A 25,695-nucleotide genomic window follows, 5' to 3' on the forward strand; every position below is an offset into this window, starting at 1 on the left:
TTAGTTAATGCAGTGCAAGAGTGGCTATTTTAGGCTGATGAGCTCGAGCGGGTCGATGTGGTAGTTTTTTTGTGTCACTTCAAATGTCAGATCGTTTCTGACTCGTCCGATCACGTATCCTTTTTGCACCATCGAGCCGACCTTTATGGTAGGGGCTATCTGGCTTAGATGAGCATATATGGTGTGGATGCCGTTGTCGTTTTCTACGATGACGACATTATCTAGCATAGGGGTTTGTTTGGCAAAGACGACCTTGCCGTTTAGCACGCTTTTCACCTTTGCGTCAGGAGTGTTCGAGCGCAGCACTACTGACTCGTTGAAAATTTTGATGTTATATATGGGATCAACATAGTTGCCGAATTTTTGCTTCACGCTAAAGCCTTCTAAAGGCGCTATCGTCTTTGCGCCGGTATATCTTTTTACCGAGCTTGTTTGATAGCTCGAGCCCATTTGTTTGACGCCGGAGCCTTCATTTTTTGGCTTACCGCCAGCTGTTTTTTGCTCGGCTTTGCGTCTAGCCTCTTGAGCCGCCGCGTCCTCGCGTTTTTGCATGATCGCTAGCTGCTCGAGTGTCTTTCTTAGCTCATCTTGTTGAGCTTGCAGCTTTGCAAGCTTTTTGGTGTAAATTTCCTTGTCTCGTTTCAGGTTGTTTATAGTGCTTTTTTGATTGCTCTCAAGCGCTACTAGGTCACTTTGCTTGCGTCTGTAGTTTTTTATGCTGGAATTTATCTCGTTTATCTTGTTTGATTGCGATTTTATCTGATTTATCGTATCTTCGTAGTTTTTGCTTAGCTTCTTGAAGTCCTCTTTTGTTATGCTGTTTAGCTTCATTAAAATTTGCGAGACCATGATGCTATCCTCGCTCTCTTTGCTCTCATCACCCGATAAAAGTAGGTCAAACGACAGATCCTCGGCGATTATCCTTATCATGTTTTGCTCGAGCTCTTTTTGCGTTTTGGCTAGCTCCTGATTTTGCTTGGTAAGCTTGTCAAGCTCGCCAAGTGCGTTTGTCGCGTTACCTTCTAGGGCTGAAATTTGAGACTTTAAATTTGAGATATCAGAGCCTATACCTTTTAGCTTTTTCTCGCCGCTTACGATGTCGCTTGCCAGATCGTCAAGCTTTTTGTTTAGCTGCTGCGACATTGCCTCACTGGAGCGTAGCGAGCTCGTGGAGTCTTTTATCTTTTCTTGCGTACTTGGTGCTGCGAGCAGCCCACTCAAAAAAGCTAGGATAAATATAAATTTTCTCATATATCGCTTTTTCTCGCTTTTCTCATCACAAGGCTGACTACGAATATGCTGAGTAAAAGCGCGATGCCAAAGAGTATCGGCACCTCTTTTGTTATATCAAGGGCCGGCAGGACGACGTCGATCTGTCTCACGAGATCGCTGAAAAATTCGATGTTAGGCAGAGCAAAGAAAAATCCTGCGACGATCAGCGTGGCTACGATGCTGTCTGTTATCGCGCTTTTATAAAGCATGGCGCTTTTTAGCCAAAAAGGCGCACCAAATAGCGTCATTATCTCTATGCGCTCCTTATGCTCGTAAAGCCAAATCCTAACTTGCTTGAACATAAGCATTATGCCGATGACGCCTAAGATACACATGAACATATATGAAAGCATCTTGGCTAAATTTAAAATTTTAAAGACCTTGTCGTGTGTCTTTGAAAAGGTCTCGACGCGGCTAACTCCGTCTATTTTTTGCAGCTTGGCCTTTACGTCGTTCATAAATTTTGGCGTCGGGAAGGAATTTAGCTTTAGCGAATAAAATTTAGGCAAAGCGTTTTGCAAGACGGATAAATTTTTAGACGAGATGTCGTTTGAGAGCCTGTCGATTATCTTTTTGGTGCTAAGAGGCTCGAGCGAGGCGAAAGTATTTACCAGAGGCCTTATATCCGCGTCGTTTAGCTCTTTGTTCGAGACGATCACGATGTTGTAGTCGTTGCTCATCAAATTTTCATAGTTTTTTACCACCTTGTCTGCCGTCATGCTAAATTCTGCCGCAAAAAGCAGGGCGATTAGCGGGAATATAAATCCCAAATGATCTCTAAGCGATTTCATGCACGCCTCCGTTTTCTATGACGAAATGTCGATACGGTATGCGCAGGGTCGATGGTATGTGGTGTGTCACCACGACCACGCTCGTGCCTAGGAATTCTCGTGCGGATTTTAGTAGCGACCAGATGACGTCGCTTGAATATTCGTCCAAATTTCCGGTCGGCTCGTCGCATAAAAGCAAATTTGGATTATGCGCCAAGGCCCTTGCCATCGCGACTCGTTGCTGCTCGCCGCCGCTTAACTCGACAGGGTATTTGTCGGCTTTATGAAGCATATTGACGTGCTTTAGCAGCTTTGTGACCTGTTTTTTACATACGCTTTGAGTTATGCCCTTGATGATGAGAGGCAGCATCACGTTTTTCTCGACGCTCCACTCGTTTATGAGGCGATAGTTTTGAAATATTATCCCAACCCTTTGTCTAAGCTCGCTGAGCTCCTTATCGTTTATGCCTCTCATCGAGGCCATACAGACGTTTAGATCGCCCGCTAGCGGCGCTATCTCGCCATAAAACGACTTTAACAGCGTAGATTTGCCACTTCCGCTTTTGCCTGTTATAAATACAAAATCATTTGCCATGATGTCTAAATTTGCACTATTTATCACGATCTCGTTGCGTTCGTATGCGAGGCTTAGATTGCGAGCGCTAATAATTTCTTGCATTTGCCAAATACTCCTTCAAAACTGCATGCGCGCTTAAATTTTCTCTTGTGAGCAGGGGCTTTTTTATGAAATACTCACACCCATTTGCGTCTAGCTTTACAAAGCATTGCTCCGGTTTATTGAATGCGCCAAAAGCGACTTTTAGCAGTATACTTTGCTCGTCTATGATATAAATTTCCTCAAAATGCACGAAAAAATCGTCCATTTTTATCGTCTCGTTTTTAAAATTTCTAACGATCTTTTGAACATCGTAAATTTCGCCGAAATTTAGCTCACCATTTAACTCATGCTCGTCGCTTAGGACGTTACAAGTATAAAGCATATCGTAAATGTCCTTATCTTGGCGCTTCCAGCGATCCTCGTATTTACTGCTGATTTGTAAATTTCGGTTTTTATAAACTAAAATTTGAGCGCCGTTTAGGTCTAGGAAATGACGCATGCTAAAGTCGCAGTATTCGCGCGAGTCGGTCCTAAGCTCAAAATTTCCGCCTGTTTTCAAAACCCTCTCGCACTCTTTTGCAAAGGCCTGCGACACGACACGTCTGTGCTCGGCCTTATCCCAAGGCACCGGAAAATGCAAGAAAATTTTATCCGCTAAATTTGAGCCTATAAGCGATAAAAACAGCCTTGCGTCGGTGTTTATTAGGCGGATATTGCTTAAATTTTGCGCATTTGCCAGCTTTGCGACCTGCTCGATACTTGGTTTATAGACCTCGATGCCGATGACTAGGGCCTTAGCATTGTTTTGCGCTTGAAATAGCAGATGACGCCCAGAGCCAAAGCCGATCTCGATGAAAATTTGGCTAAATTTCGCCCGTAGCTCGTTAAATTCTGCCAGGAATTCTTTCATATCCGAGATAGCGCTAGTTTTACGCGTGAGGTGAGTGCTTTTAACCGCCATCGCTTCGCTTAAGACGCCGTTTGTGTTTTCGTCGCGATAGACGCAAAGCGCCTTTTGCAAAAGGCCTATCTTGGCAGGCTTTGTTAGCTTTTCGCCCTTTATTACAAAGCCCTCTTTATCCGTGCATTTTTTTACGATAATAAAGAAATTTTCATCGGCGCTTTGAGTAAAGACCAGCTTTTCGCTCCTGCCTTGCGCCTCCCACAAAAACCGCACATCATCTTTGCCGAAAGGATAGGCCCTGTCTTTTAGGCTTTTGGCTATGAAATTTGGCATTATTTGATGCTTATTTCCACTTTGGCCGATTTGTCCGAGCCGATGCCAAATTCATCGACTGCGATTATTTGATAGGTGTAGGTAGCGCCCGGCTGCACGCTGGTATCGGTGTAGCTTGTGCCGATGATACCGTTTATCGTGCGCTCGCTGCCGCCCTCTCTATAAAGCGTGTATGAGGTCGCGCGCTCTACGCCGTTCCAGCTTAAATTTGCACCGCTACCATCAAACGAAGCCGAAGTAAATGTCGGAGCCGCAGGGGCGGCTAGCGTCTGACCAAGGACCGGTTCGTCTTGCTTTAGGCTTTCAAGGCCGTCTTTATCGACGACCGTGACCTTATAGTATCTTTGCGTACCGTTTGAATTCAGCAGATCCTCGTATGAGTTGCTCGTGGTCTTGGCCAGATAGGTGTAGGGCAAAATTTTACTCATCGTCCTATATACGTTGTAGTGCGAGAAATCCTCGCCTACCGCGCTGTCCCAAGTGATGACGATCTTTTTTGGCGCTGTCGTAGTGGCCTGTAAATTCGTCACGCCCCTAGGGTAACTCCTTTGTGGTCGCGCTTATGTTTTGGCTAGGTTTTGAGACAGTGCCGGATGTGGTTTTGACGAAAATTCTATATTCATACCCTTTGCCGTCTTTTACGTCGCTATCAATGTATTCGGCGTTTAGTCTGCCCTTGACCTCTGCGATCTTGCTCCAGTTGTTCCTGCCTGCGTCGCTTCTTTCTATGATGTAGCTGGCGACGCGTGTGTCAGGATGCGGACGCCAGACTAGCTTGACTCTTGAAGGAAGTCCCGTGATGGCCTGCGCGAAGGGGACTGAGTCTAGTAGGGCCTTTGTGGTCGCGGTGACGGTCACGCCCGGGCCCGAGATGGCATTTTGCGAATAGCTTCTCATCTGATATGCATATGTAGTCTCCGGGGCTAGGTTGTAATCTACATAGTGTGTCGCAAAGCGATCTTTGATGTTTGCTACGATCTGCATTTTGGAATTCGCCTCGTTTGGATTTGAGCGGTAAAGATAGTATCCGATGACGCTCTCGTCGTTTGTCGGACTCCATTCAAAGGCTACTTCGGTCATGTCGGATATGGTTTTTAGGCTATTGATAGTCGGTAGGGACGGGTTTTGCTGAGTCGGAACGCTAGATGCGCATCCAGCTATCAATGCCGCTAAAAGCGGCGTCAAGAGACTTCGGACAAATTTTCTCATCAAATAACTCCTTGGAAATTTTTTTATATACGATCTGGTTAAAGTCATCCCATGTTTGTGCGATAAATTCGACCTTCTCGCCGCTTCGCGGATGGAGGAAATAAAGCATATAAGCATGGAGCATAACTCGCTTGATTTTATCGTTTTCGCTCTTAAATCCGTATAAATTATCCCCCAAAATATGGCGATTTATGCTGGCTAGGTGTGCCCTTATCTGATGGGTGCGCCCTGTAAAAAGCTTTGCGGCTATCAAATTCACCTCGTCCGTTTGCGCTAAATTTAAAAAGGCGCTTTTGGCGTGGCGTCCATTTGTGACTATACCCATTTTTAGGCGATTTGACGGGCTCCTGCCGATAGGCTTGTCGATTATGCACTCTTGCTTTAGTGGCAGATCGGTCAGCGCCAGGTAGATCCTGCCCATGCTTTTATCGTTTAGCTGAGCGCTCAAGGCTGCGTGTGCGGCGTTGTTTTTAGCGACGACTATCGCTCCGCTCGTGCCCTTGTCCAGTCTATGAACGATACCCGCACGCAGATCGCCGTTTAGATTCGAGAGCATGAAGCCTTTTTGATTGAGCCATTCTACGAGCGTGGCCTCTTTGACGCTTGGGGCTTGGTGGACGACTATTTGAGGGGGTTTATTGAGCACCAAGATATCCTCGTCCTCGTAAATGATAGGAATTTCAAAATTTACCTCATAATCGTTCGTTTTTTCCTTTGGCGGGGCAAATTTCACGCAAATTTCATCATTTTGATTTAGCTGCATGGAGGGCTTTAAAGCAGGCTTTGAATTTACGCTCACAAGGGCGTTTTTGATCAAATTTGTAGCCTGATTGCGCGAAATTTTGAGCTCGCTTGCCAGCGCGACGTCAAGCCTCGAACTTTGCGTTTGGACGAAATTAACCAAAATATTCCTTCTTTGTGATATAATCAAGCCAAAAACAAGGCCTGCGCTTGATAAAACTTGATCGTCGTATTTTAACACATTTTGACTTTTTACAGCTTTTTTTGATAATCCCGATCATCGTATTGTCGTATATCTTAGTCTCCGAGGCCAACGAAATTTTAGCCAACAAGCAGATCATATATTTTGGTGTGGGTTTTTTAGCGTTTTGTCTGTCGTTTTTGCTGCCTATTCGTAGGATCGAGTGGATAATACCGATGTTTTATTGGGTTTGTATAGTGCTTTTGCTGAGTGTGGATCTGTTTGGAGTGAGCCGTCTGGGAGCTAGAAGATGGCTTGAAATCCCGTTCGTGCATTTTACGCTTCAGCCCTCCGAGGTCATGAAGCCGGCCTTTTTGCTGATGCTGGCATATCTGATAAAGCGCAGTCCTCCGGGCGAGGACGGATACGGACTAAAGGACTTTTTACGGCTTAGCTTTTACATACTTTTGCCGTTTGCTTTGATCCTTAAAGAGCCCGATCTTGGCACTGCGCTCATACTTTTACTCGTGGGCTACACGATACTTTTTGTCATCGGCGTGAATAAAAAAATTTGGATCTGTATATTTTTAGCCATCGGTTTTTGTACGCCGGTTTTGTATGAAAATTTACATGATTATCAAAAAAAGCGAATATATGACTTTGTCTCCAAAGAGCCAAGCTATCACGTCAAACAAAGCATCATCGCTATCGGAAGCGGCGGACTGAAGGGCAAGCCAAAAGACGAGGCGACTCAGACGCATTTTAAGTTTTTGCCGATCGCAACGAGCGATTTTATATTTGCTTACAATATCGAGCGTTTCGGATTTTACGGAGCGCTGGGGCTACTTAGCTTTTACGGCGCGTTGATAGCGCATCTGCTGAGCCTAAACTATGGGCTTAAAAACGACTTTTTCACGCAGGTCATCGCCACTGGTATCGCGGCGCTCATCTTTATATATGTGGGCGTGAATGTCTCGATGACTATCGGGTTCGCCCCCGTCGTCGGAGTGCCGCTGCCGTTTTTCAGCTACGGAGGCAGTAGCTTTGTCACGTTTATGGTACTTTTTGGAATTTTGCAGAATTTGCTGACTTTTAGGTTTGACCCGACCTATCGCTCGGTAAAGATAAAATTTTAAAATTAAAGTTGGTTTAATTCTTTATCTTTTTATCGCTACTCACATATAATCTAGAAATATCAGAGCAATTTAATTGCTCATTTTGTAATACAATATAAATCTAAGATTGTTGATTTTTATAAGAAACTATGGTTAATAAAACGCATCCAACCCATAATCATAAATATCTAATAAATATTTTTATACTAAAATAAATCTAATGATAATGTATTGAAAATAATTATAATTTTCTATATAATACAAATTAAATTTATAAATAAAAGGATTTCTAAATGCAAAGACAAATTATGCTAAGTATCGCACTTGCTGGTTTTTTAATGGCAGCTGAAAACGAAGTTGAGCTAAAAACGCTTGAAGGTATCACAGTAACAGCGCAAAGATCATCTCAAAGTGTGGATGAGATAAGTAAAAGTGTTTCTGTGGTGAGCAAAGAAACTATCGAAAGAAAGCTTGGTAAAAGCATGCCAGAGCTCATAAGCGAGGTTCCTGGTGTGTCAATGGTAAATGAGGGCGTTGATTCTGGCACAATAAACATACGTGGTTTTAGCTCGTCTGATTATAGGGTGCCGATGTTTATCGATGGGCTTAGATTTAGGGGCAGGCCAGCGTTTGAGTATTCTATATTTACCCCTGATCAAATCGAGAGGATAGAGATAATTAGAGGTCCAGCCAGCACGCTTTATGGCACAGATGCATTTGGCGGTATCGTAAATTTAGTCACCAAAAGAGCCAGCGGTGATGTCTTTGGTGACTGGGCGCTATCTGACACATATCTAAGCTCGCAATATCAAAGTGTAAATAAAGGCACTCAAAGTCGCTTACAGCTTGGCGTAGTAGGACATGGCTTTGACGCATTGCTTGGATTAAACTACAAGCATGGCAAAAACTACGATACCCCAGCTGGTGAAATTTTAAATACGAGCTATAATTACAGAAGCCTAGACTTTAAAGGTGGATATAGCTTTGCTGATTTTCATAGGCTTGAACTCGTAGGCAGATACACTGAGTCGCAGCGCGGAGTAGTGGGAACATCTGTCGGAGCTCCTGGCACGGCGAATAAAAAAGGTTTTCAAAAATACATAAGAGAAGCACCACTTAGAGAAAAATATATAGCTTTAAATTATGACGCAAATATAAATGATAAGATTATTTTGGATTCTAGCTTATATTTTAGAGAGCTTTATACGCATCTAAATATCAAGCCATATATGGGCTCTTTTTCGCCAAGGCAGGTTGATAACTATGTAAATGGACCAAAGGTGTATGGCGGTAAATTTATAGGTAAATTTGTAGGCGATAATCTCACACAAACTTATGGCGTTGATTTTTATTACGAGGACTGGGATAGTGTAAATCAAAGCGTAAATAACGGACCTAGACAAAGAAACAGGCTAAGGACGAAGCAGCTTGATGTCGCTGGATTTGGCTTGCTTGAATACGCTTTTAGCAATGATGCGATATTGAGTGCAAATTTACGCTACGATCATGTCAAAACATCGTTTGATATGGATAGCTCTATGAGTCCAAGTGTGAAAAAGCTCTATGAAAACGCAAATAATAGAAAAGACAGCAGGGCTAGCTACGGGCTTGGGCTTATTTATCCGATCGTTGGCGAGCTTGAATTTGTAGGAAATTTTGCGACATCTTTTAGAGCTCCGATGAGTGGCGAGGTGGCTCCGATCTTGACATTTTCAGGAGCTGAGGCTTATTTGCCAAATCCTGATCTAAACATAGAAAAGGGCGTTACTTACGAAGCTGGACTTCGCTATACAGATAAAATTTTAAGATCAAATTTGATATTTTATACGGGAGACTATAAAGATCTGATCGTGGAAAGAAGCTGGACTAACGGTGGAACGACATATTATCAAGCTCAAAATGTAAATAGAGCAAGAATAAGCGGAGTCGAGTTTGATATAGCTTATAAATTTTTATCAAATTTTGAGTTTAAGACAAATTTAGCCTACACTCGCGGCAAAAATAAACAAACTGGCAAGCCTTTACCAGAGATCGCGCCTCTTAGCGGACATGTGGCGCTTTCGTATTCGCCAGAGTTTTTGGATCACTCATATATCGAGTATAGCGCAGACTGGGCAAAACACAAAACCCGCATAGATGATAGTGTCGAAAAAGAAAGAGCTGGATACGTCGTGCATAATCTTTACTTTGGCAAGAGTTTTGGTAAGCTTGGGATATTGAAAGATTTTAGTTTAAATTTTGGAATCGAGAATATCTTTGATAAAGAATACGCCCCAAGTCTGAGCTATGAGCTCATCAGTCAGCCAAGAAGTGCTACAAATCCACTCTTAAATCCTGGTAGAAATTTTAAACTAGGCTTTAAAGCTAGCTTTTAAAATTTAACCTGATACCCAAGGTGGCACATCTGCCTTGGGTTAATAAATTTAAAGGATGAAATTTGAAAAAATTTATATTGTTTTTATTTTTATCTATGTTTTTATATGCTGTGGATTTTATTGATCAAAACGGCAATAAACTTCATTTTGATAAATCCATTAAAAGTGTGGCACTCTTTCCTGTGCCGCTTGCGTCGTTTTCTCTAAGTGTCGAAAATAACGCCTCTCGTATCGCTTCTGTGCATCCGATAGCTAAAAAAAATATAAATCGCGGAATGCTTGCAAAAATGATAAAAGGGGCGTCTGATATACCAGCAGGCGGTATAGGTGATGATTTTACGCCAAATATCGAAGAGCTAATCAAACTATCTCCCGAGCTTGTCGTGCAGTGGGGCATGAGAGGAGAAAAGATCATAGAACCACTAAGAAAAGTAGGGCTAAAAGTGGCTTTGATAAATTTAAAAGGCACAGAAGAAGACCCGCTATTTTGGTTTGATATGCTGGGTAAAATTTATGAAAAAGAGCCAAAAGCCGAGCAAATTTTAGCTAATAGGGCTACCGTTAGGGCTAAGGTAGAAAAATTTGTCCAAAGCCTTACAAATAAACCAAAAGTGCTTTTTATATTTGGACGAGATAAAAGCTACGAAGCGGCTGGCAAAAATACATATTTTGATTATGAAATTTTGCTAAGTGGCGGGCAAAATGCGGCTAAATTTGATGGATTTAGGATATTAAATAAAGAAGAGATTATCGTGCAAAATCCAGATATTATTTTGCTTAGCAATTTTGACGAACTGACGCCGAGCGACTTTTTCAATGATAAAATTTTAAAAGGTGTAAAGGCTGTAAAACAAAAAGCGATCTATAAAATGCCACTTGGCGGGGATATGTGGGAGCCTCCTACGGGTGAGTCGCATCTAGCGTGGGCGTGGTTTAGCGTGCTATTTTCTGGGCAAGATCATATAAATTTAAAAGATGAGATGAAAAATAGTTACAAGCTACTTTACGAATACGACCTAAATGATGAAGAAATAGCTAAAATTTTACGCTTTGATCTAAATGGCGAAAGTAAATTTTACGAATTTTTTAAATGAAAAAATATATTTTTTTACTATTTTTGCTTGTGGTCGCAGTCATTTTTTCGCTATTTGCAGGTAGAATTTCTCTTGAAGGACTAATGGATTACTATCATAATGACAAAGAAACTTTATACGCCATTATTTTTGATCTGCGCCTGCCAAGGCTCATTGTCGCTTTTTTGATCGGGGCTAGCCTAAGCGTAGCGGGCGTGATATTTCAAGCGATGTTTCAAAACCCGCTTGTTAGTCCAAATATACTTGGTGTAGGTAGTGGGGCTGGCTTTGGGGCGGTGGTTTGCATACTTATGTTTGATAGCCCGTTTTTGACGCAAGTGGAAGCTTTTGTTTTTGGCTTTTTGGCTGTTATGATAGCCTATGCGCTTGGCTTTTTGGCAAATAAAAACTCAAAACTTATGCTCGTGTTAGCTGGCATTATCACAGCTGCGATATTTGAGGCGCTCATCTCGGTGGTAAAATATGTTGCCGACACACAAGAAAAGCTGCCTAGCATAGTTTATTGGCTAATGGGTAGCCTAAGTGCCATCTCGTGGCAAGACGTTGTTATCTTATCACCGATTTGTATTGCAGGACTCGTGCTTTTAAGCCTTATGGGCTGGAAGCTAAACATCCTATCGCTTGGAAGCGAGCATGCAAGCATATTTGGCGAGAGTAAATTTTTAGGCTTTATTTTCATCGTTTTAGCTACACTTATCACCAGTGCTAGCGTCGCGATTGCTGGTATCATCGGCTGGGTTGGGCTTTTAGTGCCACATATCACAAGGCTTGTTTTTGGCTCAAATAACGCCAGCCTAGTGCCAGTTTCTGCACTTTTTGGTGGTATATTTTTGATGCTTGTTGATGTCATAGCTAGGAGTACAAGCTCGGCTGAGATCCCACTTAGCATACTCACTGCGCTGATCGGAGCTCCTATGATAGGTGTGATAATAATAAAAAGAGGCAAAAAATGGTCTTAAAAGTGGAAAATTTGAGCTTTTCTTATGGTAAAAAAGAAATTTTTAAAAATTTAAGCCTAAGCCTTGAAAGTGGCGAAACGCTCGGGATACTAGGGCGAAATGGCATAGGAAAATCAACTCTTTTAAAGATCATTTTAGGGCTTTTAAAAATCCAAAGTGGGCAAATTTTTATAGATAATCAAAATTTACAAACACTTAGCAACAAAACCCGCGCAAAGCTCGTAGGCTACGTCCCACAAAGTGAAAACATCGCTTTTAGCTTCAAGGTGCGCGACCTCATACTAATGGGCATAAACGCAAATATCGGTATCTTTGCTAGACCAAGCAAAGAAGATGAAAAGATCGTCGAAAAAGTCACCGATATAGTGGGCGTTAGAGAATTTTTAGATTTAAATGTCGATGAGCTAAGCGGTGGTATGACACAGCTTGTTTTGATAGCTAGATCGCTCGTTTTAAGCCCCAAGATTCTCATCATGGACGAGCCAACATCTTATCTTGACGTTTTCCATCAAGACGCTATTTTAAGCCTCATAAAGAGGCTAAATTTTGAGTTTAAAACCTGCGTGATATTTACCTCACATCACCCCGATCATACGCTTGCTGTCGCAGATAAAACGCTACTTTTAAATGGAACTTCTGGGTTTAATTTTGGGATAACGAGGCAAATTTTAACAGATGAAAATTTGACTGAGCTTTTTGGTATAAAATTTGTAAATTTAAGGCTTGATGACAAATCTAGACTTTTGGCTAGGTGGAGTGTTTAAATACTGTATTCTATTAGACATCGCTGCGACGCTATTAAATAGACTTTATAATCTACCCGAACGACTAAAAGTAAGTATAAATTTAAGCGATGAGGTTGAGGGCAAGCTAAATTATGAGATAGAGGAAATTCTAAGAGAGCTAAAAATGCCTGAAACCTACACGGCAGACACAACAAAAAAGAAAAATAATAAGTAATGTGGCGGCTCAAAATTTATCTCACTCGCCGAACGATCTGTATAAGTGCAGTTATTATATCAAAATTAAAGTGTTTTTATATATTGCTTTGCCGAAACCGCCAAAAATGCAGAGCGAGACAACCCCATTTTCTTAGCATAAAAGTCGATCTCGTTGACTAGACTTTGCTTTATTGTTACGGCTAGATTTTTGCTTTTATCGCTTTGCGCGGGCATTGGGATAGGGATATTATCTTCGATTAGCCCCTCTAGAGTAAATTTAAAAGCGGCATCAAGATCCTCTAATGCCTCGCTTTTTGTTTCGCCATCACCATAAAAAAAGGCTATTCCATTAAATTCAGGCATAAAAGCCCCCCAACCGCCCCCCTCATTTTCGGGTATTTTTTTAAGCTCTATCTTATAGGGCAAATTTAGATAATAATTGACATCTTTTTTCATCTTACTCTCCTTTTATGGCTTTTAAAACAGCTTTCACGTAAAATACTTTCATCGGCTTATGATATGGCAAAGTTATAAGCATCTTGCCATTTGAAAAGCTATGATGTGAGCCCTTTACACTTTTTAGTTCAAAATCATTATCTTTTAAAATTTTTCTAAAACTTCAAATTTAACATTTGTCGGATTGTTTTCGATATTTTTTAATAGTTTATCTTTTTGACCCATCATTGACTCTTTAGTTTATGTATGTATTGTATATATTTTATTCTTATAATTTTATTATGTTTATTTTAAATATGAGATGATAAGTTATAGGTAGTAGTATTTTAGGATCTGTAATAAATTTAGGCTCTGTTACAGTAAAGTATTAATGCGGGGGCTTTATTGATTGTAAGTTTTTTGAACTGATGAAAACTTTAAAACATCGGGAGCATCTTATAAGATTTTGGGCTTTATTGTGTTTAAAGCCTAGTGCTAGACACTGCTTATAAGAAAGGGCGAGAACACGACAAAAATTATCTTATCGGGGATATCCTATGAAAAAAGGTTATTTTGTTGGTATCAATATATCAAAAGATAAAATCGATATTTTATCAGATATCTTAAGATAAAAGTATTGAATTGTAGAATGATTTTAATAAATATGTATAAATATATATCTAAGAGCGTAGTCATCGTTATAATCTATAACTCTACTATAATTTTATGATTCGTATTATTTAAATATTACTTTATCAAATGATTCAACTATTGTTATTTTACTATTAAAAAATAATTCAACTTCTTTTAATTTATTTTTAGCCGAGTATTGAAGCTTATATTTTTTAGGGTTATATTTATTATAAATATTTATTATTTCTGGTTCATTATCATAAGTTAATATCCAAAAATATTTATCTAATTTTTTTATAGCTAAGCTTAAATCTTCATGATTTTTATGATTAAAGAAATTTGTATATAAGTTTTTACCTTGCCTATAATATGGCGGATCAAAAAATATAAAAAGATTATTTTGGTTAAATTTTGGTAAAACATTTTTAATAAAATCGTTTGCTTCTAGGTTGTAAAGCACAATATCGTTTTTATGCTTGGCAATCTCATATATCTTACTTATTATGTACTCTTTATTAAATCTGCAGTCAAGTTTATAAGTACCTTGTTGCTTATTTCCACCTATAGCCCCACCTTTTATTATTCCTGAAACATTTGTTCTGTTTAAAAAAAGTGTAGCAAAACCCAAGTTGAAATTATACTTATTCTTGGACTGATTAGACATATAAATTTCTTTTTGTTTCAGTCTCTCGTCTATTGTTATTTTTATTTCATTAATTTTTCTTATAAGCTTTTCAGTATCATTCAATACAGCATACCAAAATGAATAAATGGCCGCATCAAAGTCGTTTAGAATAATTTTATCTACTTTTTTATCAAGCAATAAATTTATAGCTACCCCTCCACCACCACAAAAAGGTTCACAGTAGATAGGGTTTTTTATACTATTTATTTCTATCGTATGTGATACAAACTTAGTTAGTTGACTTTTACCGCCAGGATAGCGTAATGGAGATTTAATGTTCATATAAATTCTTTGATAGCATAATTATGATATAATAATTATATCAAAAAATAAATTTTTATTCTTCTTCTATGCTTATTAAATCTTTTATTATTGGAACAAGCTTATTAAAAAAGTTATTTAAAAAATTTATAGATATATTAATATTTTTTATATCATGAATATACATATTTAAGGAGTCTAGACTGGTTTCATTTTTTGGGTTTAAGAATTGATCTATATGCTTGTTGTTAAGGTTTTTATTGATTTCTTTTAATTTTTCTTTTAACGATCTATTGTTAGTATTTTCAATAGAATTATCTTGAATATATTCAGCAACACTTAAGTCCAGCAATACTCTTAGCAATGCCGCTACCGCGTTTGGGTATTTTACGGTAGGAATATGCTTTAATTCATTAAACACTGATAATAGCCTATAGTTTTTTGTAATAACGCTATATCCTTTTATGACCCTTGCTCTTTTAATATCGTCTATTGTTGTAATTGCCCTTGATGGACTAGAGTTATTGCTGACTGATTGAGTATCGTAGCTTGTTTTGGATACTAAATTTTTATAATGATTTATATTACTATCGTTATAGTCCTCGATATTAGTATCTACCTTTGGAAGATGATCTAAAATCTTGTCTAAGCTTGAGGTTACTGTTCTTGTATCTATTTTTATGGTTGTATCTTTACTAACTATATTTTTAATTAAATATTTAAAGGCATCCATAAAATCTTTATTATTTTTAATTTTTAGATTTTCACCATCAAAGTTAATACCCCATTTCTCTTGGACTATAGCAGAAGAAAAGAATCTTTCTAATATCGTAATTGGAAAATTTATAGCTATGGCCATTTTATATTCTTTGTTAGTTAAGATTTCTTTTACTTCTTCTCGTTTAATTAAATTTCTTATTTTTACAAACCTTATAATATTCTCTAGCTCGCTTTTTGTCATATTAAAATCATTTGCTACTTCTTCTATATTTTTATTTCTTCTCATGTACTCATCGTAATACCACTGATGTTGTTGAACCCTACTCCAAGATTGCTTTAATGTGGAAATGCTATTTCTCTCGTTTATATACCAAACCGTATCATCAAAGCTTGGAGCTATGATTACTGGTATTTTCGATATTATTGATTTATCTTTTATCTTATCTGATTGAATTTTTATTTGTTTTCTATATTTTATTGGTGATTTTTGCGGTTCAAGCAGTATCTTAAGTGCCAAAACCCTTCTATTTCCTTCAGCTACAATTAATCTATTGTTGTCTTTATAAGTAACTATTGGATCAATTGAAATAAAGCCCTTTTCTGCTATAGATTTGACCAAATTCATAAAATTTTGTTTATCTGAAGAATCAGTTACAATATTATCAAAATAGTCCCTTAGATATTTATACTCTTGTTCTGGATCTAGCCTAGGATTATCTCCCCATAAACATAATTCCTTTACTGATCTAGAATATCTTTTTGATGCCCAGTTGTTATACATAAGTATCCTTTTTGTATTTACTTTTTATGTAGATGCTAAATACCAAATTTGCCCATATGGCATAAATTATTTTAATCAATACCCTTGTTCTGTTTAGATGATCTCTAATCATATGTTTGGCATTTTAGGCTCTTTCATAATTTTTTACGGACTAAATTTAAAAGTCCGTCATATTGTCCGTTAAAATCACTTAAAAAAACATAAACAAAAATAAAAAAATATAAACGACATTAAACAAAGGAAAGCTAGCAAAAAGGCTATTTTAGGGAGTTTTAATAAACGAAAATAAACAAACTTGGATAAAGAAAAATGGATAAATGGTGGGTTCACCAGGACTCGAACCTGGGACCATCCGGTTATGAGCCGGATGCTCTAACCAACTGAGCTATGAACCCGCAGTTAAAATGAAATGTGATTATACAAGAGGAAAGCTTATTTAAATATAAAAATAAGCCTCGAGTGCGAGGCTTTGTTATTTATAGTTTTTGATGGCTGTGTCTAAAATTTCTTTCGCGCACTCTTGGCACTTAAATTCTTTGACCTTCACCCATTTGTTAGGTTCGAGGATTTTGTAGGTTTCAAAGAAATTTTTGATCTTATTTAGCGTAGCTTCCGGCAGGTCTTTATAGCTCTTGATGCCGTCATATCGCGGGTCGATCTTGCTAACAGGTACGGCTAAAAGCTTTTCGTCCATGCCAGCTTCATCCTCCATTACGAGCACGCCGATTAGTCGGCATGGGATCACGCTACCAGCTTGTAGCGGGTATTCATTTAGCACGAGGATGTCGGCAGGATCGCCGTCAGCTGCTAAAGTATTTGGCACAAAGCCGTAGTTTGCAGGGTAGAACATCGCCGAGTAGAGCACGCGATCGACGCACACTGCGCCGCTTTCTTTATCGATCTCGTATTTGATGTTTGAGCCGTAAGGGATCTCGATCACGGTGTTGATTTTATCGGGATTTGAGCCGACTTTGATTTTTGAAATGTCCATTTTTGTCCTTTTTAGCTTGCGTTAAATTTAACGCTTCGCTTGTGAAATTTATGGTGCGATTATATAAAAAATCGGCTAAATTTGGAGTAAAACTAAAATTTAAGAATTCAGGCGGCAAAACCGCCCGAAGTCATTTCACGATCTCAATGCGTTTTACATCTATCGTCGCATCTTTCATAAAGCCTTTATCGACCTCGCCATAGATGCGTATAGGCGTGTTCTCATCGACTTTCACACCGCCCCAGTCCTTGTCATCTATTTCGATCTCTATCGTGTCGCCCTTATTGTCGGCAAAGGTATAGTGCTCGGAGCGGATCTGAGACTTGATCTTGCCCTCTAGGACGACTGGTGCGTCGTCTTTTAGGGTCTTGGCGTTTGCTACGCTAGTTACGCTCGCACTGCCTGCGCCTGTAAATCCACCCGCTGCAAATACCGCACTCGCAAGCGCTGCTGAAACTAAAATTTTCTTTAACATGTTTTGTCCTTTGATTTTATTTGATTTTTGAAAAATCATAGTCACATTTTAATCGATCGTTGTGAAATTTTTGTTAATACAGACTGGCGTCATATAGGTTCTTAAATAGGCACAGATCTGCATATTGAAATTTTAGCGGTATTCCCAAAATCATTTAATAAAAATTATTGAAAGAAAAAAATTATAGCAGTATTTTTATTGTATCAAAAGAGTAAATAGGAGATAATTACTCCGAATTAAATTTCCAAAAAAGGACAAAAATGAAAGACCTTTCTTTAATGACAAACATCGAGGACTTACGCCGCGTTTGCTATCGCAACGTCCCAAAAATGTTCTACGAATACGTAGATACGGGCTCTTGGACGCAGAGCACCTACCGCGAAAACCACACCGACTTTGAGCCGATCAAATTTAAACAAAAGATCCTAGTCGATATGGCAAACCGAAGCTTAGAAACCAAGCTGCTTGGCAAAACGGCAAAATTCCCCGCGATGACTGCGCCTGTGGGCTTTATGGGTATGATGTGGGCGGATGGCGAGATACATATGGCGCGCGCCGCGCAAAAATTTGGCATCCCTTTCACGCTCTCGACGATGTCGATCTGCTCGATCGAAGACCTCGTAGAGGCTGGCGTCGAGCCGTTTTGGTTTCAGCTTTACGTTATGCGCGACCGCGAATTTATGAAAGATTTGATCCACCGCGCAAAGGCTGCAAACTGCTCGGCCCTCGTCGTCACAGTCGATCTGCAAGTGCTGGGAAATCGCCACCGCGACATCAAGAACGGGCTCTCCACACCGCCAAAATTTACGATCCCAAATCTCATAAATTTAAGCACAAAAATCCCGTGGGGCTTGCGTTATCTAAAAAATAAACGCTGGACGTTTAGAAACATCGCCGGACACGCTAAAAACGTGAGCGACCTTAGCTCGCTAAGCTCCTGGACGAAGGAGCAGTTTGACCCGAGCCTACAATGGAGCGACATCGAGGAGATCAAAAATTTATGGGGCGGCAAGATCATTTTAAAGGGCATCATGCTACCAGAAGATGCCGAGCTCGCCGTCAAACACGGAGCTGACGCGATCATCGTCTCAAACCACGGCGGACGCCAGATGGACGGCACGCTTTCAGCGATCAAAGCCCTACCAGACATCGTCTCAGCCGTCGGCGATAAGACCGAGGTGTGGATCGACAGCGGATTTTACAGCGGTCAGGACATGCTAAAAGCATGGGCGATGGGCGCAAGAGGCATCATGCTCGGCCGCGCGCCTGTCTATGGGCTGGGAGCATACGGCGAGGATGGCGTCACGCGCGCACTGCAAATCATGTATGACGAGATGGACACGACGATGGCGTTTGCGGGTCATCGCGACATACAAAACGTCACGAGCGATATCCTAGTGCCAGGGACGTATCCGACGCCGATAATGGGGTAAAATTAGGACTTAACATGCAAGGATATTTTTTACAAAACTACGATCCTGCGGGCAATATCTGGCTAAGCGCCCTCGTGGCGGCTTTGCCGATATTTGTCTTTTTGCTCTCGCTTGTCGCGCTCAAGCTAAAAGGCTACGTCGCGGCGTTTCTCACGGTCGCGGCGAGTGCCGGCGTAGCGGTACTTTTTTACAAGATGCCCGTATCTGCGGCGTTTGCGAGCTTTGCGTATGGCTTTTTATACGGACTTTGGCCGATCGCTTGGATCATCTTGTGCGCCATTTTTCTTTACAAGCTTAGCGTAAATTCAGGCTATTTCGAGACGCTAAAAACGAGCATCACCATCATCTCGCCCGACCACCGCATCCAAGTCATCTTGATCGCGTTTTGCTTCGGCTCGTTTTTGGAGGGAGCGATCGGCTTTGGCGCGCCCGTAGCGATCTCGGCGGCACTTCTCATGGGGCTAGGGCTAAAGCCACTAAGCGCAGCTGGACTTAGCATGGTCGCAAACACGGCAGGAGCGGCATTTGGTGCAGTCGGTATCCCGATCACGGCTCTGGCTGGCACGGTAAATTTAGACCCGACGATCATCTCCACGATGACGGCTAGGATGCTACCGCCGATCACGTTTTTAGTGCCGTTTTTCTTAGCATTTTTGGTGGGCGGTAAATTTAAAGACGTCCTGCCTCACGTCACGGTCGCCGCGGCTAGCTACACCATCACGCAGTATGCGACGGCGAAATTTTTAGGCCCTGAGCTCGTAAATATCACTTCCGCGATCGTCTCCATTGTGCTATTAAGCGCGTCGGTGAGGATTTGGAAGATAAAAAATATTTTCAGACTGGACGCCGCGCAGGGCGAGCAAAATTTAGAGCCGCCACGCCTAAGTGCGGGGCAAATTTTAAAAGTTTGGCTGCCGTTTGGCTTCGTCATCGCCGCGATTGTGGTGTGGAATTTAGACGCCTTTAAAAGCGCGATGAGCTTTGCGGACATCAAATTTGAAGTGCCAAATTTACACAACGTGGTCGTGCAAAGCGCGCCGATCTCGGAGGGCGAGCAGGCGATCGCCGCCGTGTATAGCTGGGGCGTGATAAAGGCGACCGGCACGGCGATACTGCTTGCAGTGGTGCTTACGATCCTTGCTCTGCGCGTCAAATTTAGCATCGTTCTTGCTTCGGCAAAGCAGGCTGGCAAAGAGATGAGCCTGCCGATAGCGACGATCGGGCTCATCGTCGCCTACGCCTACATTGCCAAATACAGCGGTCAAGCCGCGACCATGGGGCTTGCACTTTCCAGCACGGGTAACGCCTTTGGCTTCTTTTCGCCGATCATCGGTTGGCTAGGCGTGTTTCTCACGGGCTCGGTCACGAGCGCGAACCTACTTTTTGGGACGCTCCAACAAGTCACGGCAAACCAGCTTGGCGTGCATGAAGTGATATTTCTCGCGGCAAACACTGTGGGCGGCGTCGTGGGCAAGATCATCAGCCCGCAAAGTATCGCCGTCGCGTGCGCGGCTGTGGGTATGGCGGGGCGTGAGAGCGAGGTGCTAAAATTTACACTCAAATACTCGCTCATTTTCATCGTGCTAGCAAGCGCGATCACGTGGCTTGTCATACACGTATTTCCACAGCTCGTGCCTGTGGTGACGGATTTTATAAAGTGAATTTGCGATTTATTGTTTGCAGTTTTAAAATTTTGGAGCGCTTGAGCTCCAAAATTTATAAATTCTCGATGAGTTTTTTTATGTCGGCGACGATCGGTTCGATCGTGCGTTCACCATTTACGACGTGAAGCAGATTTTTGTCTTTGTAAAATTTACGTATCGCCTCGATCGGGTCGAGATAGACTTTCATACGGTTGTTGAAAACTTCGTTGTTGTCATCCGCTCCGCGTGCGCGTCCGAGCACTCTCTCGCGTGCGATGGCTTCGCTGACATCAACTTCGATGACGCCGCGTAAATTTATCTCGTTTTGCGCACTTAGCACCTTGTCAAGTTCGGTCATTTGCTCGACGCTTCTAGGGTAGCCGTCGATGATGATGCTTGACTTTTTAGAGCCTTTGATCGCCGAGATTATCGCATTTACGACGACTTCGAGCGGGACTAAATTTCCTTTTGAGATGAAGCTGTCTATCTTTTTGCCTAGCTCGCTACCGCTGGCGACTTCGGCGCGGAGTAGGTCGCCTGTGGAAAAGTGTGCGTATTTGTCGTCCTCTTTTGCGATGAGACTCGCATCCGTCGTCTTTCCGCTGCCAGGAGCACCGATTATCAAAAATAGTTTTTTCATAAATTTCCTTTTAAATTTGCAAATTTGCCACGCACTCGCGGCAAATGCATAAATTTCACTTCTCTTTCTCTCTTAGCCTAAGCCCGAGTTCGCGTAGTTGCTCGGCACTCGGTGCGCTTGGCGCTTTCGTGAGCGGGCACTGGGCGCGCTGGGTCTTTGGAAATGCGATGACGTCGCGTATAGAGCTTGATTTGCTAACTAGCATATTTAGCCTGTCAAAGCCGATCGCGATGCCGCCGTGCGGTGGCGCACCAAAACTGAGCGCGTCGAGCAAGAAGCCAAATTTCTCGCGCTGTTCGGCTTCATCGATACCAAGCAGCCTAAATACCTTTTGCTGGATGTCGTTTTTATGTATCCTCACGCTGCCCCCGCCTAGCTCAAAGCCGTTTAGCACCACGTCATGCGCGACGGAAAGGATGTCTTCAAGGTCTGGTTCGTCGATATTTTTTGGCATCGTGAAGGGATGGTGCATCGCAGAGTAGCTACCATCGTCGTTTTGCTCGAACATCGGGAAATCTAGAACCCACAAAAACTCCATCTTGTCTTGATCAATGATACCCATTTGCTCGGCAAGGAAAATTCTAAATCGCCCCATGTAATCAAGCACGACCTTTTTCTTTCCTGCGCCGAAAAATACGACATCGCCTACGGCTAGCTCGCAGCGGCTGACGATTTGGGCCAAATCTGCGTCAGAGAAAAATTTACAAAGCGGACCTTTTAAGCCGTCCTCTTTCATCTGGAAGTAGCCAAGCCCCTGCGCGCCGAATTTTCGGACGAATTCTTCAAAGCGGTTCATCTCGCGTTTGCTAAAAATATTATCGCCGTTTGGCACTTTGAGCGCTTTTATGCGGTTTTTCTTTGGCTCAGCGGCGATCTTGCTAAAAATTTCATTCGTTGATCGCGCGAAGATATCGATCACATCGATCATTTTTAGATCGTAGCGAAGGTCAGGTTTATCAGAGCCGTAGGTCTCGGTCGCCTCGCGGTAGCTCATACGGCGAAACGGGATTTTGATGTCGTATCCACAAGCGGCGAATACGTCTTTTAGCATCGTTTCAGCCATATTTAGGATGTCTTCTTGTTCGATAAAGCTCATCTCGATGTCGATTTGGGTAAATTCGGGCTGCCTATCGGCGCGCAGATCCTCGTCGCGAAAGCACTTTGCGATCTGGAAATATTTATCAAATCCCGAGCACATCAAAAGCTGTTTAAATAGCTGCGGGCTTTGCGGTAGGGCGTAAAACTGCCCCGGATAGACGCGGCTAGGCACGAGATAGTCGCGTGCGCCCTCTGGTGTGGCGCGAGTAAGGATCGGCGTCTCAAACTCGATAAAGCCCATTTTATCGAGCGAATTTCTAGCCGCTATCGCCGCTCGCGAGCGCATTTTAAAGATATTTTGCAGTCGCTCGTTGCGTAGGTCGAGGAAGCGGTATTTTAGCCTGATGTCTTCATTTACGCTCTCATCGCCTATCGTAAATGGCAACACCTCGCTTGGATTTTCGATTATTAGCTCATCTACGACGACTTCGATCTCGCCCGTTTTTAGCTTTGGATTTGCCAGTCCTTCGCCTCTGGCACGCACCTTGCCGCGCGCTCTTAGGACGTATTCGTTTCGCACCTTTGTCGCGGTTTCGTGTGCGTCCTTGCTGTCAGCCGGGTCGCAGACTAGCTGGATGAGCCCCGTCCTGTCGCGCAGGTCTAAAAATATGATGCCGCCGTGGTCGCGGTAGGTATTTACCCAACCGCACAGCGTGACCTCTTTGCCTATGTCAGCTACACCTAAGTCTGTGCAGTAGTGACTTCGCATTTTCACTCCTTCTTGCTTATTTTTAGGCGCAATTATACACGAGATTTGCTTTTGCAGAGCTTTTAACAAAATCAAAATAAAATTTTTATCAAAAGCGGGTATAAATAAAATTTTGGTAAAATCGGATTTAAAAACTAAAGGTGGGTTGCGATAGTGTTTTATCCTGTTTTCTGATAGGATTTTCTATAGTGGGAAAATAAAATGACACAATTAAAAGATAAATAATGAAAAAAGATCTAAATATAAAAACCATTAAAAAAGTCGGTATCGTGGCAAAATCCAGCCCGGAACTGGTGCAAAATTTAAAAACGATAGAAAGAATTCTATCCGGCTACGGGGTGGAGATTTTGCTAGAGAGCGCAGTCGCAAAGGAGCTAAATTTAAGCGGATACGAGACGGGCGAGCTAGCTCGAAATTGCGATTTTTTGATCTCTTTGGGCGGAGACGGCACGATCATCTCACTTTGTCGTAAAACGGCTGAAATTTCACCTTTCGTGCTTGGTATCCATGCCGGGCGACTCGGGTTTTTAACGGACATCACGATGAATGAATGCGAGAAATTTTTCGCGGACTTTTTCGCGGGTAAATTCGAGGTGGAAAAGCCGCATATGCTTGACGTTTTCCTTCACGAAAAGAGCGGCAAGACGCTGCAAAAGATAGCATTTAACGACGCGGTGATCGTGAGTGCGAAGTCTGCGGCGATGACTCAGATCGAGGCGTGTCTAAACGGAAAATACTTTAACTACTACTTTGGCGACGGCGTCATTATCGCCACACCCGTGGGCACGACGGCGTATAATATGAGCGCAAACGGGCCGATCATCTATCCGCTAAGCGAGGTTTTTACCGTGACGCCGATCTGTTCGCACTCGCTAACGCAACGTCCTGTCGTGCTTCCGCATGGATTTGAGGTCAAATTTAAAACTTCAAGCGATGCGATGCTCGTTATCGACGGGCAGGATCGTTACAAGATGTCAAACTTGACCGCCGTCAGCGCGCGCCTGAGCGACAAGTCGGCACGTCTGATAAGGCATGTAGGCAGGGATTATTTTCAAATTTTAAAAGAAAAACTTCACTGGGGTTATAATGATTGAGCGAATTTTGATAAAAGATTTTTTAAGTTTTCGGTCGGCCGAGCTAAATTTTAAAGAGGGTCTTAGCGTATTTACGGGTGTGAGCGGTGCAGGCAAATCGGTCCTTATGAGCGCGATAATGGCGATATTCGGGCTAAAAGAGAGCGAAGCTAGGCTGATCGAAGCCGATGTGGAGCATGAGTTTAACATGGATGAGTTTGGTATCGAAAACGAGAGCGTAAATACTTTTAAATTTATCCGCGACAAGTCGGCGAGGTATTTTGTAAATTCGCAAGCGATCTCTAAAAAAAATCTCGCCCAGATCGCAAAAGAGCACATCAAATACCTCTCGGCAAAGGAGATAAACGAGTTTGAAAACGAGAGATTTTTAAATTTACTCGATGCTTTACAGACAAAAAAGGACGCGAAATTCGGCGAATTTTTAGAGGGTTTTAGGGCGAAATTTAAAGAATTTGATGAAATTTCAAGAGCGCTAAAGACTATCATGGACGAGGAAAAAAAGATTGAAGAGCTAAAGGAATTTGCAAAATTCGAGATCGACAAGATAGAGTCCGTGAGCCCTAAAAAAGGCGAATTTGACGAGCTGATGGAGACTAAAAAACGCCTTAGCAAAAAAGACAAAATAAACGAAGCGTGGGCGAGAGCCGAGCGTGTGTTCGAGGTCGAGCATAGCGTCATGGAGGCGCTAAATATCAGCGATCTTGATACGAGCTTTTTTGAGGAGGCGATGAACGAGCTGCGCCTCGCACGCGAGAGCCTAAATATGGAAGAGCTTGACGACATCGACGTCGAGGCGGTACTTGATCGTATAGAGGCGGTAAATTCGCTCGTTCGCAGATACGGCAGCGAGGAAGACGCGCTTGAGACGCTGGCTAGGCGTAAGGCTGAGCTGGCAAGATATGAAAACATAAGCTTTGAAAAGGATGAGCTGGAGCGTAAATTTAAAGCTGCAAATAGCGAGATAAACGCACTTGCCAAGATGCTAAGCCAAACTCGCGCGGCAAATCTAAAAGAGCTTGAAAGCCTGATAAATTCATACTTAAAAGAGCTTTATATGAGTGGCGTAACGCTAAATTTAAACGAGAAAAATTTAGACGTCACGGGACGCGACGAGGTCGTTTTAAATTTAAATGAAACGAATCTGAAAAATTTAAGCTCGGGCGAGCTAAACCGCCTGCGTTTGGCTTTCATCGCAAGCGAGAGCAAGATCACTCAAAGTGGCGAAGGCGTCATCATTTTGGACGAAATAGACGCAAATTTAAGCGGAAAAGAGGCGATGAGTATCGCAAACGTACTGCTAAATTTAGCCAAATTTTATCAAATTTTTGCGATCAGTCATCAGCCACAGCTCAGCTCCAAAGCTCACTCTCATTTTTTGGTCGAAAAGCACGGTGAGATTTCAAGCGTGAGAGAGCTTGAAAAAGAGGAGCGAGTGACGGAGCTAGCGCGCATGATAAGCGGGGAAAAGATAACGGACGAGGCTATAAATTTCGCCAAAGAGCTGTTAAGATAAGGGGTGATTAAATTTTGCATTTAAGCTTGATAATAAAAAAATTCGCTAGAATACCTTTGTAAATTTTTAAG

General features: G+C 42.0%; 25 protein-coding genes and 1 tRNA gene. 10 read left to right on the forward strand and 16 right to left on the reverse strand.

Translation table 11 applies throughout. The features are described from left to right. Positions 1–24: 24 nt before the first annotated feature. From CCVT_RS02995 to CCVT_RS03025, 7 genes are read right to left on the reverse strand one after another with little or no spacing between them, the layout of a single operon-like run. Positions 25–1,251: a murein hydrolase activator EnvC family protein gene (locus CCVT_RS02995; protein WP_018136803.1), complete on the reverse strand. Its 1,227-nt coding sequence runs from the start codon at positions 1,249–1,251 to the stop codon at positions 25–27. After that, entirely contained in the window at positions 1,248–2,063 is an 816-nt protein-coding gene (locus CCVT_RS03000; protein ID WP_018136802.1) for a cell division protein FtsX, read from the reverse strand. Before CCVT_RS03000 ends, CCVT_RS02995 begins: the two co-directional genes overlap by 4 nt. Further along, the gene (locus CCVT_RS03005; protein ID WP_009650025.1) at positions 2,050–2,721 is read right to left on the reverse strand and encodes a cell division ATP-binding protein FtsE; all 672 of its coding nucleotides are present in this window, start codon (positions 2,719–2,721) and stop codon (positions 2,050–2,052) included. Before CCVT_RS03005 ends, CCVT_RS03000 begins: the two co-directional genes overlap by 14 nt. Continuing rightward, positions 2,705–3,898 carry a tRNA (guanosine(46)-N7)-methyltransferase TrmB gene (gene trmB / locus CCVT_RS03010; protein ID WP_018136801.1) on the reverse strand — a complete coding sequence of 398 codons (1,194 nt, stop codon included), beginning with the start codon at positions 3,896–3,898 and terminating at the stop codon, positions 2,705–2,707. Before trmB ends, CCVT_RS03005 begins: the two co-directional genes overlap by 17 nt. Next, positions 3,898–4,428: a fibronectin type III domain-containing protein gene (locus CCVT_RS10060; protein WP_169765121.1), complete on the reverse strand. Its 531-nt coding sequence runs from the start codon at positions 4,426–4,428 to the stop codon at positions 3,898–3,900. Before CCVT_RS10060 ends, trmB begins: the two co-directional genes overlap by 1 nt. A gap of 4 nt (positions 4,429–4,432) precedes the next feature. Continuing rightward, positions 4,433–5,107 (reverse strand): fibronectin type III domain-containing protein, encoded by a 675-nt coding sequence (locus CCVT_RS10065; protein ID WP_169331155.1) that lies wholly within the window; start codon positions 5,105–5,107, stop codon positions 4,433–4,435. Beyond that, complete coding sequence (locus tag CCVT_RS03025) at positions 5,040–6,011, reverse strand: RluA family pseudouridine synthase (protein WP_018136800.1); 972 nt, start codon at positions 6,009–6,011, stop codon at positions 5,040–5,042. Before CCVT_RS03025 ends, CCVT_RS10065 begins: the two co-directional genes overlap by 68 nt. A gap of 47 nt (positions 6,012–6,058) precedes the next feature. Here CCVT_RS03025 and CCVT_RS03030 point away from each other — a divergent pair, with 47 nt between their 5' ends. The 6 genes from CCVT_RS03030 to CCVT_RS03055 all read left to right on the forward strand — a co-directional run bounded on the left by CCVT_RS03030 (position 6,059) and on the right by CCVT_RS03055 (position 12,532). Then, complete coding sequence (locus tag CCVT_RS03030) at positions 6,059–7,165, forward strand: FtsW/RodA/SpoVE family cell cycle protein (RefSeq protein WP_018136799.1); 1,107 nt, start codon at positions 6,059–6,061, stop codon at positions 7,163–7,165. A gap of 272 nt (positions 7,166–7,437) precedes the next feature. Then, complete coding sequence (locus CCVT_RS03035; RefSeq protein ID WP_018136798.1) at positions 7,438–9,519, forward strand: TonB-dependent receptor; 2,082 nt, start codon at positions 7,438–7,440, stop codon at positions 9,517–9,519. Between the two features lie 62 nt (positions 9,520–9,581). Beyond that, positions 9,582–10,613, forward strand: a complete 1,032-nt coding sequence (locus tag CCVT_RS03040; protein WP_018136797.1) for an ABC transporter substrate-binding protein — start codon at positions 9,582–9,584, stop codon at positions 10,611–10,613. Beyond that, entirely contained in the window at positions 10,610–11,572 is a 963-nt protein-coding gene (locus CCVT_RS03045; RefSeq protein ID WP_018136796.1) for a FecCD family ABC transporter permease, read from the forward strand. Before CCVT_RS03040 ends, CCVT_RS03045 begins: the two co-directional genes overlap by 4 nt. Continuing rightward, positions 11,563–12,336 carry an ABC transporter ATP-binding protein gene (locus CCVT_RS03050; protein WP_018136795.1) on the forward strand — a complete coding sequence of 258 codons (774 nt, stop codon included), beginning with the start codon at positions 11,563–11,565 and terminating at the stop codon, positions 12,334–12,336. Before CCVT_RS03045 ends, CCVT_RS03050 begins: the two co-directional genes overlap by 10 nt. Further along, positions 12,299–12,532, forward strand: a complete 234-nt coding sequence (locus CCVT_RS03055) for a hypothetical protein (RefSeq protein ID WP_155827519.1) — start codon at positions 12,299–12,301, stop codon at positions 12,530–12,532. The genes CCVT_RS03050 and CCVT_RS03055 overlap by 38 nt, the downstream gene beginning before the upstream one ends. A 65-nt stretch (positions 12,533–12,597) precedes the next feature. Here CCVT_RS03055 and CCVT_RS03060 read toward each other — a convergent pair whose 3' ends face one another. The 7 genes from CCVT_RS03060 to CCVT_RS03090 form a co-directional block, all read right to left on the reverse strand. After that, entirely contained in the window at positions 12,598–12,969 is a 372-nt protein-coding gene (locus CCVT_RS03060; protein ID WP_018136793.1) for a type II toxin-antitoxin system HicB family antitoxin, read from the reverse strand. Between the two features lies 1 nt (position 12,970). Next, positions 12,971–13,120, reverse strand: coding sequence for a type II toxin-antitoxin system HicA family toxin (locus CCVT_RS03065; RefSeq protein ID WP_227898188.1), 150 nt, complete (start codon positions 13,118–13,120; stop codon positions 12,971–12,973). Between the two features lie 564 nt (positions 13,121–13,684). Next, complete coding sequence (locus CCVT_RS03070) at positions 13,685–14,548, reverse strand: DNA adenine methylase (RefSeq protein WP_018136792.1); 864 nt, start codon at positions 14,546–14,548, stop codon at positions 13,685–13,687. Positions 14,549–14,603: 55 nt separating this feature from the next. Continuing rightward, positions 14,604–16,028: a ParB/RepB/Spo0J family partition protein gene (locus CCVT_RS03075; protein ID WP_018136791.1), complete on the reverse strand. Its 1,425-nt coding sequence runs from the start codon at positions 16,026–16,028 to the stop codon at positions 14,604–14,606. Positions 16,029–16,346: 318 nt separating this feature from the next. Further along, positions 16,347–16,423: transfer RNA gene (locus CCVT_RS03080), tRNA-Ile, on the reverse strand. A gap of 77 nt (positions 16,424–16,500) precedes the next feature. Further along, the gene (ppa, locus tag CCVT_RS03085; RefSeq protein WP_026175500.1) at positions 16,501–17,019 is read right to left on the reverse strand and encodes an inorganic diphosphatase; all 519 of its coding nucleotides are present in this window, start codon (positions 17,017–17,019) and stop codon (positions 16,501–16,503) included. A 130-nt stretch (positions 17,020–17,149) separates the two neighbouring features. Further along, positions 17,150–17,494 (reverse strand): YgiW/YdeI family stress tolerance OB fold protein, encoded by a 345-nt coding sequence (locus CCVT_RS03090; RefSeq protein WP_018136790.1) that lies wholly within the window; start codon positions 17,492–17,494, stop codon positions 17,150–17,152. A 260-nt stretch (positions 17,495–17,754) separates the two neighbouring features. Here CCVT_RS03090 and CCVT_RS03095 point away from each other — a divergent pair, with 260 nt between their 5' ends. Then, on the forward strand, positions 17,755–18,927 hold the full coding sequence (locus CCVT_RS03095) for an alpha-hydroxy acid oxidase (protein WP_018136789.1): 1,173 nt from the start codon (positions 17,755–17,757) through the stop codon (positions 18,925–18,927). 14 nt (positions 18,928–18,941) lie between these two features. Next, on the forward strand, positions 18,942–20,588 hold the full coding sequence (locus CCVT_RS03100; protein ID WP_018136788.1) for an L-lactate permease: 1,647 nt from the start codon (positions 18,942–18,944) through the stop codon (positions 20,586–20,588). Between the two features lie 55 nt (positions 20,589–20,643). Here the strand turns inward: CCVT_RS03100 and CCVT_RS03105 are convergent, their stop codons facing one another. Continuing rightward, positions 20,644–21,210, reverse strand: a complete 567-nt coding sequence (locus CCVT_RS03105) for an adenylate kinase (protein ID WP_018136787.1) — start codon at positions 21,208–21,210, stop codon at positions 20,644–20,646. Between the two features lie 55 nt (positions 21,211–21,265). Continuing rightward, positions 21,266–23,017: an aspartate--tRNA ligase gene (aspS, locus tag CCVT_RS03110; protein WP_018136786.1), complete on the reverse strand. Its 1,752-nt coding sequence runs from the start codon at positions 23,015–23,017 to the stop codon at positions 21,266–21,268. Positions 23,018–23,241: 224 nt separating this feature from the next. Between aspS and CCVT_RS03115 the strand changes: the two genes are divergently transcribed. Both CCVT_RS03115 and CCVT_RS03120 read left to right on the forward strand, forming a co-directional pair. Continuing rightward, positions 23,242–24,111, forward strand: coding sequence for an NAD(+) kinase (locus CCVT_RS03115; RefSeq protein WP_018136785.1), 870 nt, complete (start codon positions 23,242–23,244; stop codon positions 24,109–24,111). Further along, on the forward strand, positions 24,104–25,624 hold the full coding sequence (locus tag CCVT_RS03120) for an AAA family ATPase (protein WP_018136784.1): 1,521 nt from the start codon (positions 24,104–24,106) through the stop codon (positions 25,622–25,624). Before CCVT_RS03115 ends, CCVT_RS03120 begins: the two co-directional genes overlap by 8 nt. Positions 25,625–25,695 lie beyond the last annotated feature (71 nt).

It is taken from the genome of Campylobacter curvus (assembly GCF_013372125.1).
Taxonomy (GTDB): Bacteria; Campylobacterota; Campylobacteria; order Campylobacterales; family Campylobacteraceae; genus Campylobacter_A; species Campylobacter_A curvus.